A 17,386-nucleotide genomic window follows, 5' to 3' on the forward strand; every position below is an offset into this window, starting at 1 on the left:
TCAGGAAGGGGGCAGGTCAAACGGATCGTCGGCACGTTCTTCCGACCGTTTTCGCAGTTCGACGCTGCGCTCCGGGGCCGACTGGACCGTAACCTTGGTCAGGTCATCGGCGCTGGGCTGATCTTCGCGGCCATAGGGCGCGGGCGGGAGCTGCTTGCCCGGACGCGGCTTCAGATCTGCCTTCTGCCCGCAAGCGGCCAGGGCCAGTATCGCAGCGGCAAGGAACAGGCGGCGCATCGGTGTCACTCCAGCCCCAGCGCCATGCGCGCTTCAGCTACACGTAGCCTTACCTGATCGGGCGCGGTTCCGCCATGGCTGGCGCGCGCGGCGACCGATGCCTCGACCGAGAGGGCAGCATAGACCCGCTCATCAATCCGCGCATCGATGGCCTGCAGATCGTCCAGCGGCAACTGATCGAGCGCCACGCCCCGGCTTTCCGCCAGCTTGACTGCGGCGCCGGTGATGTGGTGCGCTTCGCGGAACGGAATGTTCGCCTGCCGCACCAGCCAATCGGCCAGATCGGTGGCGGTGGCATAGCCAAGCTCTGCCGCAGCGCGCATCCGGTCAGTCCGGAACGTGGTTTCCGCGACCATCCCGGTCATCGCGGCCAGGCAGAGGGTCAGCAGGCCAGCCGCTTCGAACACCGGCGGCTTATCGTCCTGCATGTCCTTGGAATAGGCGAGCGGCAGGCCCTTCATCGTGATCATCAGGCTGGTCAGGCTGCCGATGATCCGCCCGGCATGGCCGCGTACCAGCTCTGCCGCATCGGGGTTCTTCTTTTGCGGCATGATCGAGCTGCCGGTGGAAAGGCTGTCGGGCAAGCGGACAAAGCCGAACGGCTGGCTGGCCCAAATGATGAATTCCTCGGCCAGCCGCGACAGGTGCAGCGCGGTTTGCGCGGCGGCCATCAGGTAATCGAGCGCGAAATCGCGGTCCGAAACCGAATCGAGGCTGTTGGCAGTCGGGCCATCGAAGCCAAGCGCGCTGGCAGTGGCATGACGGTCGATCGGAAAGCCGGTTCCGGCCAGGGCCGCGCTGCCGAGCGGGCTCTGATTCATCCGCGCCCGTGCATCAGCAAAGCGTGAGCGATCGCGCCGGGCCATTTCGTAATAGGCCATCAGGTGGTGGCCGAGAGTGACCGGCTGCGCGGTTTGCAGATGGGTGAAGCCGGGCATGATGCTGGCGGCGTGTTCCCCAGCGCGGGTTACCAGTGCCGCCTGCAGCGCCGCCAGTCCGGCATCGGCGGCATCGCAGGCATCGCGCACCCACAGCCGGAAATCGGTCGCTACCTGATCGTTGCGGCTGCGCGCGGTGTGCAGGCGCCCTGCCACCGGGCCGATCAGTTCGGCCAGCCGGCTTTCGGTGGTCATGTGGATGTCTTCAAGGTCCCAGTTTTCGGGCACCCCGGTGGCGGCATATTCGGCCGCCACGGAATCGAGCCCGGCGGAAATGGTCGCGGCATCCTCTGCGCTGACGATCCCTTGTGCGCCCAGCATCGCGACGTGCGCCTTGCTTGCCGCGATGTCTTGCCGCCACAAGGCCTTGTCGAACGGGATCGAGGCATTTATCTCGCGCATGATCGCGGAGGGACCTTCGGCGAACCGACCACCCCACATCGCATTGGAGCCGCTCTTGCTATCGTCCCGCTCACTCACAGCCCTGATCCTCGGCATGACCGTCCTGGTCGCGGGGTGCGATAGGCAAAGCGGGGACGCGGCGCAACCGCAAGCAGCACCGGGCGGCGATGCAGGCGCTGGCCTACTCGACGCCAGCCACAAGGGCAGCGAGCTGCCCGACTTCACTTTCAAGGACGCCAGCGGCAAGGAATTGCGGCTCGCCAGCCTGAAGGGCAAGCCGCTGCTGATCAACCTGTGGGCCACCTGGTGCGGGCCCTGCGTGGCTGAACTGCCGACCTTGCAAAAGCTGGCGCAGGACCGCAAGGGTCAGTTGCAGGTGCAGATCGTCAGCCAGGACATGGGCGAAGGCGGGGCGGTGGCCGATTTCCTCAAGGCGCGCACGATCACCGCGTTGCCGGCATGGCTTGATCCGGACAACCAGTTGGCCAGCCATTACAAGGCGGAAACCCTGCCGACGACGATCTATTACGGTGCGGACGGGCGCGAGCGGTGGCGCTGGATCGGCGGGCGCGATTGGGGCAGCGCCGATACGGCCGTGCTGCTGAACCAATAGCAAGGGGTGGTGGGCGCTAACGGGCTCGAACCGCTGACCCTCTCGGTGTAAACGAGATGCTCTACCAACTGAGCTAAGCGCCCCCCGTACCGGACAAGTGCCGGGGAAGGCCGCCTCTTTAGTGTGCCAGCCGAAATCGTCAATCACTGTGACTTGATTTACCGCATTGTTCACCTACCTGGGCCGTGGTCTGCTGCTGCGCAGACGGAGGAATGCACATGAGCAGCTACGGCGACGACATCTATGCCGAACCGGCCACGATCAACCCCGATACGCTGGCGGCGCTGGGCCCGCTTGCCCCGCTTGCCGGGATCTGGGAAGGGACGCGCGGGGTGGACATTGCCCCCAAGCAGGCGGGGCCGCGGACGCAGGAATATCGCGAACGGATCGAACTGCAACCGGTCGATCCCGGTAACAACGGCCCGCAGCTGCTTTACGCCCTGCGGTATCACACCTGGATCTGCAAGCCGGGTGAAAGCGGGACCTATCACGATCAGGTGGGCTACTGGCTGTGGGAACCGGCCAGCCAGACGGTGATGCACAGCCTGACCATCCCGCGCGGGCAAACCGTGCTGGCGGCCGGGCAGGCTGCGCCCGATGCCCGTCAGTTTACCTTGCGGGCAGAGCGCGGCAGCACGGACTATGGGATCTGTTCCAACCCCTATCTCGAGAGCAATTTCCGTACCGACAGTTTCGAGATTACGGTAACTGTCCACGCTGATGGCACCTGGTCCTATGACGAAGATACGGTGATGACGATCAAGGGACAGAGCGAACCGTTTCACCACCGGGACCGTAACCACCTGACCCGGATCGCCGCGCCGACCCCCAATCCGGTGGCACCGCAGGGGCAGTGACCGTCAGACCAGCGCCAGGGCCTGCTGGTCGATTGCAGCGAAGTAGCGGGCCATGCCGTCAGACGCCGTATCGCTGAGCGCGATGAAGGCGCGGCGGCGGTCGCTGGGGTCTTCAACGCGTTCGAACAGCCCCGCTTCGGTCATCTGGCCGATCCAGCGCAGTGCAGTGGTGGGCGGCACCCCGCTGGCGATGCACAGGCTGGTGACGGATACCCGCGTATGCTCGGCCCGCGCGGCGGTGAGATCTAGCAGCATGTCCCAGGCCGGATCGGCGAACAGCTCTCCATCGAAAAAGCGCGCGCGCTGCTGGCGGGAGCGGATGATCCGGCGCACCAGCCGGGGATCGGGCAAAGGCGTGCGCGTCTGGCGCAGCACCGGTTCGCCCATTCCGGCCGGAGCGCCGAAAAAGGCCGGACGCGGGCTTTCCAGCGCCAGTGCCGCTTCGCCTTCACGGTCCAGCGGGGTAATCCCGGAGCGCGCGCCGATCCGTTCGAGCCGCTGGGCGATCTGGCCGACCTGTTCGGTCAGTCGCAGCAGCGTCAGCCGGTCATCCTCGCTCAGTTCGCGCAGCCGCAGCCCCGGAACCTGCCCCAGCACCCGGCCCAGCGCGATCACGCGTTCGGCCCGACTGGGATCGACCAGCAATTGCGGGGCCGACTGGTCCAGACAGGCAAACACATCGTCCAGTGCGGACACACTGGTCGAAACCACCAGCTGCGCCCCGGCATGGGCCGCGCGCAGATCAAGCCGGGTCAGCGCGGCAAGCGTCGCGCCATCGACCGCGGGGCAATCAACCAGCACCACCCCGCCCAGCCCCTGCGCCTGCCCATCGAGCAAATCCGCCAGCCCGCCGACCTGCCCGATCCGGAACCCTGCCATTTCGGCATCGTCGCGCATTTCCAGCCGCACATCGGGCCGATCGGCAAAGACCGAGAGCAACAGGGGGACCCCGGCTGCATCGTTGGCGGGCAAGGCATAGGCAAAATCAGCTTGGGCCATCGGGTCCGACTCCGGTTCCGTTATGGAACGAGAGTAGAACAAAGAGAGGCCATGTCAAGAATTAGAAGTGACCCTCACTTGTCACACGGCGAATAAGCATTTGCCAACCGCCTGGTTTGGTGTGAGCTTTCCCTTGTGAATCAGCGAGGGAGAGGGATATGGCGAGGCTGCTCGAAAAGGGACTGGCTGGCGCGCTCTGTTGTCTGATCGGCTTCTGGGCAACGGGCGAGGCTTACGCGCAGACTGCCCCGACCGACTATCTGGTCCAGCAGGTCTGTACGACCACACAGGGTGCTGTTGTCGCGATCGATCCGGTCAATTGCGCGCCGTCATTGCGCCGCAAACTGGCGATTGGCGAGGCCCTGCCCTATCACAAGATGGACTATCAGGGCGAACAGATCAGCGATTCCTTCCCGATCGACGATGCTAACGGCATCACCAGGGCTGTGCAGACGTTCTTCTTCACCCGGCCCAGCGATTCGATCCGCCATCCCGACACACTGGTCCCGCTTGATGGACAGTTCGAACCCAATGCTTTTTACGCAGGCTATTTTCCTGATGATCGCTATCGGGATGCCAGCCAGCACTATCTTGTTCATTTCGATCCCAAAAACGGCGGCTACAATATTATCGGCGCGGACGGCAGCTATGTCTATTTTCGCGGAACCTACGATCCGGTCGGCGGCTGGCAACCCTGGTGGACTCCCGATTGTCAGGCCAAGGGCTGGCTGCTTATGCCAAGTACGTCCTTTGCGGTCGGCAGCTCTGGCCAGGCCCAGTCGCCAACCGATCACTACGCGTCGTGCCCGGGCACGGTTGCAACGCAGGCGTCATCGGTCGACTGGCACCATTCCACCTTCACCTTTGCAACTAACAAATCGCTCGACAGCTATTACGCCTATCATTTCTCGCCATTCGACGGAGCGATGGAAGCAACCTACCTGACCAGGGAATATGGCGTGACCAGGTTTGAATCCTGGCGCGACCTTTCGCGCTATCCGATCGAAAATCAGGCACAGTTGACGGCTTTCGCGCAGTGGCGCTGCCCCAATGTGCCAACTACCACACAGTTGCGAGGGCACACCTATACCATCATCGACTGCCGCGACTGGTCAAAGGTTGTCTTCGAAGGCACCCCTGCAGCCCCGATCTCGTGGCTGCCCACTGCAAATCCCAATCAGCAGCCCAACCTGCCGCTGTGGCCGGTCGATCCGCTCTACACACGCAGCAACACGCTGAAGGACGGCTATCTGGGTGGCCCCTATGCCGCTGGCGGTGCCTTCGGCCAGGGGAACTGTGGGCTGGGAGCCTGGACGCGCACCACTGCGCCTGGCGCAACGCTCAATTGGGCCTGGGCTCCGGTCGATACGCCGATGACCACCCAGAAAAACTGCACCCTGCTGTTTTCGACACCCGACGATCCCGGAACCAATCCGACGCAGGCGATTGTACAAACCCAGCCAATCCCTTCCTCTGCCAACAGCTCTCTCGCCAGCTACGGCGTGACGCTGTGGGCGCCGCAATGGACCGTTGGCACACCCATGCCCCAGGTGCGCGTAGCCATGATCCAGATGAACGGTGCCACCCAGGTCGGATCAAGCATCATGACCGTCAATCTGACGAACCGGCCCGCTGTGTTCCGCGCCACCGCGACCATGAGCGGAATTGCCAACAGCGTTGTGTTCAAGATCTACCCGATGACCGCGATGACCGAATTTCAGTTCACCGGCGCCTGGGTCAATATCAAGCCCAAGCTGACGGAGCCGAGAAGCGGATGTCGCTATTGCTGAGCGCCCCCGCGCGCCGCGATCAGGCCGTCACGTCCACCACTGCCCCCAATGGCACCGCGCGCCACAGCGCTTCGATTTCCTGGTTGGACACGGCCACACAGCCCTGGGTCCAGTCACCCTTCAGACGTCCCAACGACAGCCAGTTGGGCTGGCCGTGGATATAGATCTCGCCCCCCGGACTGCGGCCCTGCGCCTTGGCAAAGGCGGTCGCGGCGGCATCCGGGTAGGAGAGCCGGAGCGATAGGTGGTACGAGCTTTCGCCGTTGCGGAAATCGATGGCATAGCGGCCCTCGGGCGTCTTGCCGTCGCCTTCAAAATGCTTTTGCCCAACCGGCGCATTGCCCAGCGCGACGCCCTGCATGGTGTGGACCAGCTTGCCGCCGGACCACAGCTCCATCTCCCGCGCGCCCTTGTGGATCACGATCCGGTCGATCCGGGGCAGCTCCGGCACGTCGGGTGCCGAACCGCGCAGCAGCCACACCGCGCCCCCCGCCAAAGCCAGCAGCAGCGCGCCGCCCAGCCCCAGCAGAATGCGCCGTCCCCGCATCATCAATCCACGAACGGATCGCGCACCAGGATCGTGTCCTCGCGCTCGGGGCTGGTGGAAACGAGTGCCACCGGGGTTTCGATCAGTTCCTCGATCCGGCGGATATATTTGATCGCCTGGGCCGGCAGATCGGCCCAGCTGCGCGCGCCGGCGGTGGTGCCGCTCCACCCTTCCATCTCTTCATAGACCGGTTCGACCGCGGCCTGATCGGCGGCGTGGCTGGGGAAGTAGTCAAGCTCTTGCCCGCGCAATTTATAACCGGTGCAGATCTTGATCGTTTCAAACCCGTCGAGCACGTCAACCTTGGTCAGCGCGATCCCGGTGACACCGCTGATCGTGCAGCTTTGCCGGGTCAACACCGCATCGAACCAGCCGCAGCGGCGCTTGCGCCCGGTGACCGTGCCGAATTCGTGGCCGCGTTCGCCCAGCCGCTGGCCGGTTGCGTCCTCCAGTTCGGTCGGGAACGGGCCCGATCCGACGCGGGTGGTATAGGCCTTGACGATCCCCAGCACAAAGCCGGGCGCGCTGGGGCCCATGCCCGATCCGCTGGCGGCGGTGCCGCTGACGGTGTTGGAACTGGTGACGAACGGATAGGTCCCGTGATCGACATCGAGCAGCACGCCCTGCGCGCCTTCAAACAGGATCCGCTTGCCCGCTTTGCGCGCCTGGTTGAGCGTGCGCCACACCGGCTTTGCGAAAGGCAGCACAAAGGCGGCGATGTCCCACAGGTCCGCCAACAGGCGGTCGCGGTCAATCGGCGGCTGGCCAAACCCGCTGCGCAGGGCATCGTGGTGGGCGCAGATCCGGTCCAGCTGCGGCCCCAGATCGTCCAGATGCGCCAGATCGCAGACCCGGATCGAGCGCCGCCCGACCTTGTCTTCATAAGCCGGGCCGATCCCGCGCCGGGTGGTGCCGATCTTGCCCGCGCCGCTGGCATCTTCGCGCAGGGCATCCAGATCGCGGTGGAACGGCAGGATCAGCGGAGCATTTTCGGCGACTTGCAGGTTCTGGGGATTGATATCGACCCCCTGCCCTTTCAGCTTGGCCACTTCATCGCGGAAGTGCCACGGATCAAGCACCACCCCGTTGCCGATCAGGCTGAGCGTGCCGGTGACAATGCCGCTGGGCAGCAGGCTGAGCTTGTAGGTCTGGTCCCCCACCACCAGGGTATGCCCGGCGTTGTGCCCGCCCTGAAACCGGACCACGGCATCGGCGCGGCTGGCCAGCCAGTCAACGATCTTGCCTTTGCCTTCATCGCCCCACTGGGCACCGATCACGGTAACGTTGGCCACTTAGAGAATCCCCGCCGCAAAGAACCGTGCGCGCCCTAGGGCATGGCGCGCGCCGGGGCAATCGCGCAGTGCTGCAACTGCACAATTGGGCGGACTGGACACACTGGACACAGTCCTGAGGAAAAATGTCCACCCCCCGGCGCAAGTGCGAAGCGCGCCCGCCGAATCGGATCGCGGAGCGGCGCAGCGCGGAAATGGCGGGATTGCGTGGGGCATGGCGGGGATTATCCGCCTCTGCGGGCGTGTAGGAAAGTGGAAAGTGCAGCGGGCATCTTGGATGGATATCCGTATATCCGGATATATGGATATCCATCCAGGTATCTCCCCCCTCCCCGTCACCCTGAAACAAGTTCAGGGTCACGGGATTTATCAGGGTGACGGGATTTAGGGGGTGTGGTGGGGTGCCCCGCGACACAGTGCGACAATTCACGACTGGTCAACCCTTCCACGCGCAATATCCTGACCCAGCCAACAGGAGTCCGCGATGCGCAAGACCGTGCTGATCCCCCTTGCCGCGCTGGCCGTGCTCGGCGCCAGTCTGGCCCAGGCGCAGGAACGCGGCTGGCTGCGTGAACGGATCGCGGCGCGCATGGCACAGCGCGGGCAGAATGATGCGCCGCGCCTGCGGGCCGACCAGACGATTGCCTATGGCAGCGAAGCCTTGCAGCAACTTGATTTCTACCGCGCAAAAGGGGCCGGCACACCGGCTCCGCTGGTGGTCTATGTCCACGGCGGCGGCTGGAAGCGCGGCAGCAAGGAAACGGCCGCCAGCCGTTATGCCCCGGCGCATTTTACGCAGCTTGGCTATAACTATGCCTCGATCGATTACCGGCTGGTGCCGGATGCCAGCGTGGAACAACAGGGTGCGGATGTGGCCGCCGCGCTCAAGGCCTTGCTGGACCGCGCGGGCGCGCTGGGGATCGATCCTGGCCGCGTCGTGCTGCTGGGCCACAGCGCGGGTGCGCATCTGGTCGCACTGGTCGGGACGGACGAGCAATATCTGCGCGGCGCCGGGCTCAGCTTTGCGAACCTGAAGGGGGTGATCCCCAATGATGGCGCCGCCTATGACGTGCCGCGCCAGATCGCCGATGGCGGCAATTTCATGCACGATACCTATCTGCAGGCCTTTGGCACTGACCCGGCCCGCCAGCGCGCGCTAAGCCCGACGCTGCAGGCAGCCGCGCCCAATGCCCCGGCCTTTCTGCTGATCCACGTCCAGCGCGCAGACGGGATTGCCCAGGCCAAACAACTGGAAGCGGCCTTGCGGGCGGCGGGCACCAGGATCGAGCGGCGCGACTTCCCCGGCCAGGGCCTGCGCGGCCACATGGAAATCAACCGCGATCTGGGCAAGCCGGACTATCCGGCAACCGCAGTGGTCGATGCGTGGTTGAAGGGGGTGTTCGGGGGGTAGGTTGCGCTGTGCCGCATTACCCCTCCGTCAGCCGCTTTCAGCGTCTGCCACCTCCCCATTTGTGGCATTCGCCAAAAATGGGGAGGATCAATCACCGCTTCGCCTGGATCCTTCCCATTTTTCCCGCAGGGACAAATGGGAAGGTGGCAGCCCGCAGGGCTGACGGAGGGGTATTGGCGATAACCAACTCGGGCCCCACCGCCCGATCAAATCTTAAACCGGCACCGCCTCGCCGCCCTCAAGCCGGTGCGTGCAGCCCAGCCTGGCCGGGTCGCAACCCTCACACACCGCCGCCACGGTGCGCCAGCCCACGGCGCGCAGCCGCGCGGCTGCTTCGGGATCATGTCCCAGCGGCAGGAACAACGTGTCGCGCGGCGCTTCGGCTCCGGCGAGTCCATCGATCAGCGCATCGGGATAGAGCGAGAAACCGATCGCCGGTTCCTCGTCTCCGCCCGCCCGGCCCAGGATGGCATAAGACCCGCCCCGGCCCAGCGCGCCGGGCAGCCCATCGGCATAGATCGTGAAGCCCAGCCAGGACTGGTATTCGAACCCGTGGCGCTCGCTGGGGTCCAGCGTCAGCCGCGCGGCTGTGCCCAGTCGCGCCGCGATCTGGCGCAGCGCCGCGATCCGGGTGGACAGCGCGCCGCCCGCGTCAATTGCCGCCAGCCGTTCGATTGCCGTGGCGAAAGGTCCGATCGCGGTAAGCAGCGGCAGGTAGGCTTCGCCGCCCGCAGCGACCAGTCCGCCCGCGTCCTTGGCATCCAGTTCGCGCCGCACCGCCTCGATCTTGTCAGCGTCCAGCGGCAAGGCCCCGTTGCCGTCAACTCCGGCGAGGGTATCGACCAGATCGGGCAGCGTGAAATCGACCGAAATCCCGCTGGCCCCGGCAGCGCGCAGCGCCTCGATCGCCATGGCGACCAGTTCGCCCGCTGCAGTCACGCTATCGCTGCCGATCAGTTCCGCGCCAACCTGCAGCCGTTCGCGCGTGGGATCCAGCCCGTCGCCCTTGATGGTCAGCACTTGTCCGGCATAGCACAGCCTGAGCGGGCGCGGCGCGGCGCTGAGGCCCGTGGCGGCGATCCGCCCGACCTGCACCGTGATGTCACTGCGCAGCGCCAGAGTGCGCAAGCTGGCCGGATCGACAAACCGGAACATCCGGCGCGGCTGAACCCCGGCCATGCGGCTGGCCATCGATTTTTCAAACTCGATGCTGGGCGGCTGGACGCGGTCAAACCCGTGGCTGTCCATCACGTCAATCAAGGCCCGCGTCACCCGCGCAGCGGCGGCGGCGGCGGCGGGCAGACGGTCTTCCAGACCTTCGGGAAGCAAATCGCGGTCGGTATCCATGGGCAGGCCTTTAGCGGATGGAGACGGAATTGCTATCGGCAAGAAGGGAATCGTTCACGCAGAGACGCAGAGAAGAAGGGGAGACGCAGAGGGGCCGCGAGCGCCGCAGGCGATCTTCCCAGCCCCAACCTTGCGCCAGCTGCAAGGCTGCGAGAGGATAAGCGGCTTCGCCGCAAACGCACCATCTCTGCGCCTCTACTTTCTTCTCTGCGTCCTCTGCGTGAACCCCTTCTAACTCAAAACGCCAAAGCCATCACCCGCTTCACGCCGGGCAGCGTCTTGGCCTGATCGAGCACCACGCCGGGCAATGCGCTGTCAAGGCTGAGCAGCAGCACGGCTTCCCCGCCTGCCTCGCGGCGGCCCAGGTTGAAGGTGCCGATGTTCGCGCCGTTTTCGCCCAGCAGGGTGCCGATCCGGCCAATGAAGCCGGGGGCATCCTCGTTGACAATATACATCATGTGGCCGGCCAGTTCGGCTTCAACCTTGATCCCGAACAGTTCAACCAGACGCGGTTCGGCGTTGGAGAACAGCGTGCCCGCGACCGAGCGTTCGCCTGCATCAGTCTTCACCGAAACGCGGATCAGGGTGTGATAGTCCCCGGCCTTCTCGGTTTTGACCTCGCGCACTTCCATGCCGCGTTCCTTGGCCAGGAACGGGGCGTTGACCATGTTGACCGTGTCCGACTGGGTGCGCAGGAACCCGCACAGCACCGCGGCGACGATCGGCTTGATGTTCAGTTCTGCCGCCGCGCCTTCGGCGTGGATCGAAATGCGCGGGATCGCCCCGGTGGTGAGCTGGCCAACCAGGCTGCCCAGCTGTTCCGCCAAGGCCATATAGGGACGCAGCTTGGGCGCTTCCTCAGCGCTCAGGCTCGGCACATTGAGCGCATTGGTGACCCCGCCGTTGACCAGATAGTCGGCCATCTGCTCGGCCACCTGCAGCGCCACGTTGACTTGCGCTTCGTTGGTCGATGCGCCCAGGTGCGGGGTGCAGATGAAGTTGGGGGTGCCGAACAAGGGCGATTCCTTGGCCGGTTCGGTCTGGAACACGTCCAGCGCCGCACCCGCGACCTGGCCGCTATCGAGCGCGTCCTTGAGCGCCGCCTCGTCGATCAGCCCGCCGCGCGCGCAGTTGATGATCCGCACGCCCTTCTTCGTCTTGGCGAGGTTTTCGCGGCTGAGGATATTGCGGGTCTGGTCGGTCAGCGGGGTGTGCAGCGTGATGAAGTCCGCCTTGCCCAGCAGCGTATCGAGATCGGCCTTCTCCACGCCCATTTCCACCGCGCGTTCGGGGGTGAGGAACGGATCGAAGGCGACGACTTTCATCCGCAGCCCCAGCGCGCGCGCCGCGACGATCGAGCCGATGTTGCCTGCACCAATCAGCCCCAGCGTCTTGCCGGTCACTTCAACGCCCATGAAGCCGTTCTTGGGCCACAGTCCCTGCTGGGTCTGGGCATTGGCTTCGGGGATCTGGCGGGCCAGCGCGAACATCATCGCGATGGCGTGTTCGGCAGTGGTGATCGAGTTGCCGAACGGGGTATTCATCACCACCACGCCCTGCGCCGAAGCGGCGGGGATATCGACATTGTCCACCCCGATCCCGGCGCGGCCGATCACTTTCAGATTGGTCGCGGCGGCCAGGATCTCCTTGGTCACCTTGGTCGAGCTGCGGATCGCGAGGCCATCGTATTCGCCGATCCGCGCGATCAGCTGTTCGGGGGTTTCCCCGGTGATGACATCCACATCGCAGCCCATTTCAGTGAAAATGCGCGCGGCGTTGGGGTCCATCTTGTCGGAAATGAGAACTTTGGGCTTGGTCATTGAATACTCCCTCTCCCCTTCAGGGGAGAGGGCCGGGGAGAGGGGGAACTCACGCACCGGCCCTGATGTTGAGAAATGGCGGAGCGGGGGATTCCCCTCTCCCAACCCTCTCCCCTGAAGGAGAGAGGGCCTAAGCAGTGTCAGGCGGATTTTGTCGCGGCATAGGCCCAGTCGAGCCACGGGCCGAGATCGGCAATGTCGGCCGCGTCAACGGTCGCACCGCACCACACGCGCAGGCCCGGGGGGGCATCGCGGTATCCGGCGATATCATAGGCCGCGTGCTCTTTTTCGAGCAGGCCGGTCATCGCCTTGATGAAATCGGCGTCCGCGCCTGCGACCGAGAGGCAGACCGAAGTCTTCGAGCGGCTCGCCGGATCGGCGGCAAGGTGGCTTAGCCAATCACGCTCGGCCACGATCTGGTCCAGCGCCGCCGCATTGGCATCGCAGCGCGCCTTGAGCCCGGCCAGACCGCCCAGCCCCCTGGCCCATTCCAGCGCAAAGATCGCGTCTTCGACCGCGAGCATCGAGGGGGTGTTGATCGTTTCACCCTTGAACACGCCTTCGGCCAGCTTGCCCTTGGAGACCAGCCGGAACACTTTGGGCAGCGGCCAGGCCGGGGTATAGCTTTCCAGCCGTTCGACCGCGCGCGGACCCAGGATCAGGACGCCGTGGCCGCCTTCGCCGCCCAGCACCTTTTGCCAGCTGAACGTCGCGACATCGATCTTGTGCCACGGCAGGTCATAGGCAAACACCGCGCTGGTCGCGTCGGCAAAGGTCAGGCCCTGCCGGTCGTCCGGGATCCAGTCACCGTTCGGCACGCGTACGCCGCTGGTGGTGCCGTTCCAGGTGAACAGCACGTCATCGGCGAAATTGACCTGCGCCAGATCGGGCAGCTGGCCATAGTCAGCGCGGATCACCGTGGGATCGAGATTGAGCTGCTTGACCGCATCGGTCACCCAGCCTTCGCCAAAGCTTTCCCAGGCCAACGCCGTCACGCCGCGCGCGCCCAGCATGGTCCACATCGCCATTTCGAAGGCGCCGGTGTCTGATCCGGGGACAATGCCGATGCGGTGCGTATCGGGCAGCTGCAGCACTTCGCGCATCAGATCAATGCACAGCTGCAAACGCGACTTGCCGATCTTCGCGCGGTGCGAACGACCGAGGCATTCGGTGGCCAGTTTGTTCAGGGAATAGCCCGGCGGCTTGGCGCAGGGACCGGAAGAAAAGAACGGACGCGCGGGTTTGCGCGCCGGCAGTTGTGCAGACATGTAGTCTCTCCTTGCAGAGAGCACGCGCGGCGTTGGGACCGCGTGGCCCGGCGCCGCGTCTAGTCATGCACCCACTTATGTCAAGCATAAGCGGAGCAAATAGTTTTGCCGGGATCGTCGTTACCCCCGCGTTAACCACCAAGCGGTGGGCCGCCTTAACCAAATGGGGGGAAACTGCCCCCCATGCGCAAGGCTGTGTTCCTTTTGCCGATGCTGGCCCTGACCGCTGCCTGTGGAGCGATCCCGCAGGCGCAGGCCCCGCAGCGTGCCGCGGTTAACCGCCCCGCCGCGGCAACCATGGCCGCGCGCCCGGAAAACCGCGTCTGCCTGTCTGGGCTCGGCGCGAGCCGGGCGAGCTTCACCCCGCTGCCCGATCAGTATTACGGCGCGGGGTGCAGTGCGGTGAATGCGGTGCGGCTGGCCAGCCTGCGCAGCGATTCGGCATCGCTGGGGCTGACCAACCTGGGCCCGGTGACCTGCCCGCTCGCCGAAACCTTTGCCGCCTGGGCCCGGTTCGGCGCAGACCGCTCCGCGCAGCAAATTCTGGGCAGCGCGCTGGTGCGGATCGAAACCATGGGCAGCTACAATTGCCGCAACGTGGCCGGCAGCGAACGCCGCAGCGCCCATGCCACCGCCAATGCGATCGACGTATCAGGCTTCGTTCTGGCTGACGGGCGCCGGATCACCGTTTCAGGCGACTGGCACAGCGCCAGCCCGCGCGTGCGCCAGTTCCTGACCACCGTGCAAGGCAGCGCCTGCAAGCGCTTTGGTACGGTGCTGGGCCCGGCCTACAACCAGGCCCACCACGATCACCTGCATCTGGAACTCAGCGGCAAAGCGTTCTGCCGGTAAGCGTGCTACTTCACAAAGGCCTTGCGCAGCGCTTCGTCCGCGCGGCGCTGCCAGCCTGCCCCGGTTGAGCGCAAGGCGGCCAGGACCTCGGGCGAAAGCCGCAGATTGACCTTTTGCTTGAGCTCTTCCGGCGCCTTGGCCGGGCGGCCACGCGGGCGGACCAGCAGCGCGGCAAATTCCGCCCCATGCACTTCGGCGGCGGGGCGCGCGCGAGCCAGCATCTCGTCCGTCAGCTCGGGAATGTCGTCGAAATCATCGACTAGCGGCATTTTGCTCATAGCGCCTCAGCTCCTTCTCATGCGCCCGTCTGAAGCCAATCAATCGTATCTTGTCGTCGCGACGGACGTAAACGATCAAATGGGGCAAGCGAGCAATCCGTCCAACCGCAATGAAGCGCTGTTCGCCGTAGTCTTTACGAATGTCTTCGAATACGACCGGATCTTCATCAAAGCCGGAAAAATCAGCCAGCGTCCTTCGGCATGAAGAAAGTGTAGTCCGGCAGGCTTTCAAACGCCAGTTTCAACGCCTCGCTCCACCCCACCGAGATGGCGTGGAAATAGGGGTTGTCCTTGCCGATCCGGCGCTGGTGCGCGGGTTCGAAGCGGTCGTTCTCGATCACCAGCAGGTCCAGCGGCAGCCCGACCGAAAGGTTCGCCTTGATCGTCGAATCGAAGCTGACCATCAGCAGCTTGACTGCGTCTTCAAAGCTCATGTCACGGCTATAGCCGCGCAGGATGATCGGCCGGCCATATTTGGTTTCGCCGATCTGGAAGAACGGCGTGTCAAAGCTGGCTTCGATGAAATTGCCTTCGGGATAGATCAGGAACAGGCGCGGTTCCATGCCCTTGATCTGGCCGGCGACGATGATCGAGGCGGTGAAGGTGCCCGGCCCGGCGGTTTCGCCGTTGCTTTCATCGCTGCTCGCGATCGTTTCGCGCAGCATCCGGCCAACTTCGGTCGCGACCTGAAACATGGTCGGGGCTTCCAGCACCGAATTGTGCCGTTCAGCCGGAGCCTTGTTGCGTTCTTCCAGCTGGCTGATCACGGCCTGGGTGGTGGCAAGGTTGCCCGCCGTCATCAACGCGATCATGCGTTCGCCCGGCACCGACCAGTGGTGCATCTTGCGGAACACCGAAATATTGTCGACGCCCGAATTGGTGCGGGTGTCGCTCATCAGGACCAGCCCTTTGTCGAGCATCATGCCAACGCAGTACGTCACGAACGAATCCCCTTCATTCGCCGCGTCTATTGCTCTGACGTCTGCTGTTCAACCGCCAGCTTGACTGCCAGCCGACTTTCCCCCGATCCCCAGCTGAGCCCCGTCACCGGCGCGGCCTCGCGGTAATCGCGGCCAGTGGCAACGCGGATATAGCGTTCGTCAGGGCTGATCCCGTTCGACACATCAAACCCGACCCAGCCCAGCCCTGCGACATGGGCTTCGGCCCAGGCGTGACTGGCCTCCTGATCGATCCGGTCATCCATCATCAGATAGCCGCTGACATAGCGTGCCGGAATGCCCAGCGCGCGCGCTGCGCCGATCAGGATATGGGCATGGTCCTGGCACACCCCCATGCCCAGCGCGGCGGCTTCCTCGCCGCTGGTGTGGACCTGGGTTTCACCCGTGACATAGGCGACATGGGCCAGGATCAGGGTGGACAGCTGGTGCAGCACGGCCAGCACATTGCCCTTGGGCGCATCGACCTGCGCCATGATCGCCCGCACCCGGGGGCCGGGCCGGGTCAGCGGCGATTGCGCCAGAAAGGCCCATAGCGGCATGTGCCCACTGTGGTGGCCCAGCACCCCGGCATTGTCGGCTGTGGCGATCAGCCCTTCGCACATCACTCTAACATCGGTCACTCCAGGCAGGACCGAAACCAGCGTGATATGGTTGTGGTTGTGGTCTTCGTATTCCACCTCGCGCACTGCGCCTTCGAACTGCATCGACCAGTTCAGCACCTGCTGGCCGTGAGTGGTCTTGGGGGTCAGCCGCAGCCGCTGCAACCCGTGCGAGACCGGCTGGTCAAACTGGTAATGGGTGGTGTGGGCAACGCGCAGTCTCATCACGCATAGAACCTGTAATCATACTCGATCGCCTGAGCGACCTGCTGGTTGCAGGCCACGAAGAGGGTGATGAATTCATGCAGCCCGCCTTCGAGAATCGAATCGATGCTGCTTTGGTGGAACCGCGTCCCCAGCCCGCGCAGCAATTCGTGTGCGCTGGTTTCGTGGCCATATTCATGGGCCAGACCAAACAGGTTGCTGCGCAGCTTGTCGATGCAGAAGGCCAGGCTGCGCGGGAAGCGCTGATCGAGGATCAGGAATTCCGCGATCCCGCGCGGGTCCATCTTGCCCGCGTTGAGCCAGCGGTAGGAGCGTTCCCCCGCGACCGATCGCAGCACCGATTCCCACTGCACATTGTCCAGGCTCGATCCGACCCAGGCGATGGATGGCAGCAGGACATAGTACTTCACGTCCAGAATCCGCGCCGTGTTGTCGGCGCGTTCGATGAACGTGCCGATGCGGGTGAAATTGTGGATCTCGTTGCGCAGCATGGTGCCTTCCATCGCGCCGCGCACCAGAGTCATCTGGCGGCGGATCGCGGCCAGCACTTCGCCCAGCATGGGTTCGCGCACCGGGCGGGCCAGCACGTCCTTCAGGCTCATCCAGCTTTCGTTGACCGCTTCCCAAACTTCGCGGGTCAGTGCGGTGCGGACCGCGCGGGCATTGGTGCGCGCGCCTTCGATCATCGCCAGCACCGATCCGGGGTTACCCTTGTCGCGCAGCAGAAAGTTCCAGACCTTGTCGCCGCTGTACTCGGTGCCGTGAACCGCCTCGTAATCAAACGCGGCGCCGACCGTGGTGATGACCGAGCGCCATTCTTCATGACTGGCGGACTGGTCACGGGTCAGCGCCATGCGGAACCCGGCCTCAAGCAGCCGCGCGGTATTCTCTGCGCGTTCGAGGTAGCGGGCCATCCAGAAGACGCCATTGGCGGTGCGGCCGAGCATAGCCA

18 protein-coding genes and 1 tRNA gene are annotated in these 17,386 nt (G+C 64.6%); 5 read left to right on the forward strand and 14 right to left on the reverse strand.

What is annotated here, in order from left to right:
- Both lptM and argH read right to left on the reverse strand, forming a co-directional pair.
- On the reverse strand, positions 1-237 hold the full coding sequence (lptM, locus tag MNBBLIKP_RS17500; RefSeq protein WP_088311560.1) for an LPS translocon maturation chaperone LptM: 237 nt from the start codon (positions 235-237) through the stop codon (positions 1-3).
- Positions 238-242: 5 nt separating this feature from the next.
- Complete coding sequence (gene argH, locus MNBBLIKP_RS17505; protein WP_088311561.1) at positions 243-1,616, reverse strand: argininosuccinate lyase; 1,374 nt, start codon at positions 1,614-1,616, stop codon at positions 243-245.
- Between the two features lie 55 nt (positions 1,617-1,671).
- Here argH and MNBBLIKP_RS17510 point away from each other — a divergent pair, with 55 nt between their 5' ends.
- Positions 1,672-2,190, forward strand: a complete 519-nt coding sequence (locus MNBBLIKP_RS17510; protein ID WP_254913117.1) for a TlpA family protein disulfide reductase — start codon at positions 1,672-1,674, stop codon at positions 2,188-2,190.
- Between the two features lie 7 nt (positions 2,191-2,197).
- On the opposite strand, the gene MNBBLIKP_RS17515 is transcribed toward MNBBLIKP_RS17510, so the two are convergent.
- Positions 2,198-2,273 (reverse strand) — tRNA-Val (locus MNBBLIKP_RS17515).
- A 135-nt stretch (positions 2,274-2,408) separates the two neighbouring features.
- On the opposite strand from MNBBLIKP_RS17515, the gene MNBBLIKP_RS17520 reads away from it, so the two are divergent.
- Positions 2,409-3,047 carry an FABP family protein gene (locus MNBBLIKP_RS17520; RefSeq protein ID WP_088311562.1) on the forward strand — a complete coding sequence of 213 codons (639 nt, stop codon included), beginning with the start codon at positions 2,409-2,411 and terminating at the stop codon, positions 3,045-3,047.
- A 3-nt stretch (positions 3,048-3,050) separates the two neighbouring features.
- Here MNBBLIKP_RS17520 and MNBBLIKP_RS17525 read toward each other — a convergent pair whose 3' ends face one another.
- Positions 3,051-4,046 (reverse strand): winged helix DNA-binding protein, encoded by a 996-nt coding sequence (locus MNBBLIKP_RS17525; RefSeq protein WP_088311563.1) that lies wholly within the window; start codon positions 4,044-4,046, stop codon positions 3,051-3,053.
- 158 nt (positions 4,047-4,204) lie between these two features.
- Between MNBBLIKP_RS17525 and MNBBLIKP_RS17530 the strand changes: the two genes are divergently transcribed.
- Positions 4,205-5,836 (forward strand): hypothetical protein, encoded by a 1,632-nt coding sequence (locus MNBBLIKP_RS17530; protein WP_088311564.1) that lies wholly within the window; start codon positions 4,205-4,207, stop codon positions 5,834-5,836.
- A 19-nt stretch (positions 5,837-5,855) separates the two neighbouring features.
- On the opposite strand, the gene MNBBLIKP_RS17535 is transcribed toward MNBBLIKP_RS17530, so the two are convergent.
- Both MNBBLIKP_RS17535 and MNBBLIKP_RS17540 read right to left on the reverse strand, forming a co-directional pair.
- On the reverse strand, positions 5,856-6,386 hold the full coding sequence (locus MNBBLIKP_RS17535; protein ID WP_088311565.1) for a L,D-transpeptidase family protein: 531 nt from the start codon (positions 6,384-6,386) through the stop codon (positions 5,856-5,858).
- Entirely contained in the window at positions 6,386-7,675 is a 1,290-nt protein-coding gene (locus tag MNBBLIKP_RS17540; protein ID WP_088311566.1) for an adenylosuccinate synthase, read from the reverse strand. The genes MNBBLIKP_RS17535 and MNBBLIKP_RS17540 overlap by 1 nt, the downstream gene beginning before the upstream one ends.
- 484 nt (positions 7,676-8,159) lie before the next feature.
- Between MNBBLIKP_RS17540 and MNBBLIKP_RS17545 the strand changes: the two genes are divergently transcribed.
- A complete protein-coding gene (locus tag MNBBLIKP_RS17545) occupies positions 8,160-9,086 on the forward strand; it encodes an alpha/beta hydrolase (protein ID WP_088311567.1) in 927 nt (308 codons plus the stop codon).
- Positions 9,087-9,299: 213 nt separating this feature from the next.
- Here MNBBLIKP_RS17545 and MNBBLIKP_RS17550 read toward each other — a convergent pair whose 3' ends face one another.
- From MNBBLIKP_RS17550 to MNBBLIKP_RS17565, 3 genes are all read right to left on the reverse strand, one after another.
- Positions 9,300-10,433 carry an ATP phosphoribosyltransferase regulatory subunit gene (locus tag MNBBLIKP_RS17550; RefSeq protein ID WP_088311568.1) on the reverse strand — a complete coding sequence of 378 codons (1,134 nt, stop codon included), beginning with the start codon at positions 10,431-10,433 and terminating at the stop codon, positions 9,300-9,302.
- A 236-nt stretch (positions 10,434-10,669) separates the two neighbouring features.
- Positions 10,670-12,253, reverse strand: coding sequence for a phosphoglycerate dehydrogenase (serA, locus tag MNBBLIKP_RS17560; protein ID WP_088311570.1), 1,584 nt, complete (start codon positions 12,251-12,253; stop codon positions 10,670-10,672).
- 140 nt (positions 12,254-12,393) lie between these two features.
- Positions 12,394-13,521 carry a phosphoserine transaminase gene (locus tag MNBBLIKP_RS17565; RefSeq protein WP_088311571.1) on the reverse strand — a complete coding sequence of 376 codons (1,128 nt, stop codon included), beginning with the start codon at positions 13,519-13,521 and terminating at the stop codon, positions 12,394-12,396.
- A 183-nt stretch (positions 13,522-13,704) separates the two neighbouring features.
- On the opposite strand from MNBBLIKP_RS17565, the gene MNBBLIKP_RS17570 reads away from it, so the two are divergent.
- Complete coding sequence (locus tag MNBBLIKP_RS17570; protein ID WP_088311572.1) at positions 13,705-14,373, forward strand: extensin family protein; 669 nt, start codon at positions 13,705-13,707, stop codon at positions 14,371-14,373.
- 5 nt (positions 14,374-14,378) lie between these two features.
- On the opposite strand, the gene MNBBLIKP_RS17575 is transcribed toward MNBBLIKP_RS17570, so the two are convergent.
- The 5 genes from MNBBLIKP_RS17575 to MNBBLIKP_RS17595 are packed head-to-tail and all read right to left on the reverse strand — an operon-like array spanning position 14,379 to position 17,381.
- Positions 14,379-14,651 (reverse strand): BrnA antitoxin family protein, encoded by a 273-nt coding sequence (locus tag MNBBLIKP_RS17575; RefSeq protein WP_088311573.1) that lies wholly within the window; start codon positions 14,649-14,651, stop codon positions 14,379-14,381.
- Positions 14,626-14,883, reverse strand: coding sequence for a BrnT family toxin (locus MNBBLIKP_RS18415; RefSeq protein WP_088311574.1), 258 nt, complete (start codon positions 14,881-14,883; stop codon positions 14,626-14,628). Before MNBBLIKP_RS18415 ends, MNBBLIKP_RS17575 begins: the two co-directional genes overlap by 26 nt.
- Complete coding sequence (locus MNBBLIKP_RS17585; RefSeq protein WP_088311575.1) at positions 14,834-15,592, reverse strand: proteasome-type protease; 759 nt, start codon at positions 15,590-15,592, stop codon at positions 14,834-14,836. The genes MNBBLIKP_RS18415 and MNBBLIKP_RS17585 overlap by 50 nt, the downstream gene beginning before the upstream one ends.
- A gap of 26 nt (positions 15,593-15,618) precedes the next feature.
- A complete protein-coding gene (locus tag MNBBLIKP_RS17590) occupies positions 15,619-16,434 on the reverse strand; it encodes a transglutaminase family protein (RefSeq protein WP_088311576.1) in 816 nt (271 codons plus the stop codon).
- The gene (locus MNBBLIKP_RS17595; protein ID WP_088311577.1) at positions 16,434-17,381 is read right to left on the reverse strand and encodes an alpha-E domain-containing protein; all 948 of its coding nucleotides are present in this window, start codon (positions 17,379-17,381) and stop codon (positions 16,434-16,436) included. Before MNBBLIKP_RS17595 ends, MNBBLIKP_RS17590 begins: the two co-directional genes overlap by 1 nt.
- Positions 17,382-17,386 lie beyond the last annotated feature (5 nt).

Source organism: Novosphingobium sp. B 225 (assembly GCF_002198665.1).
Classification (GTDB): Bacteria; Pseudomonadota; Alphaproteobacteria; order Sphingomonadales; family Sphingomonadaceae; genus Novosphingobium.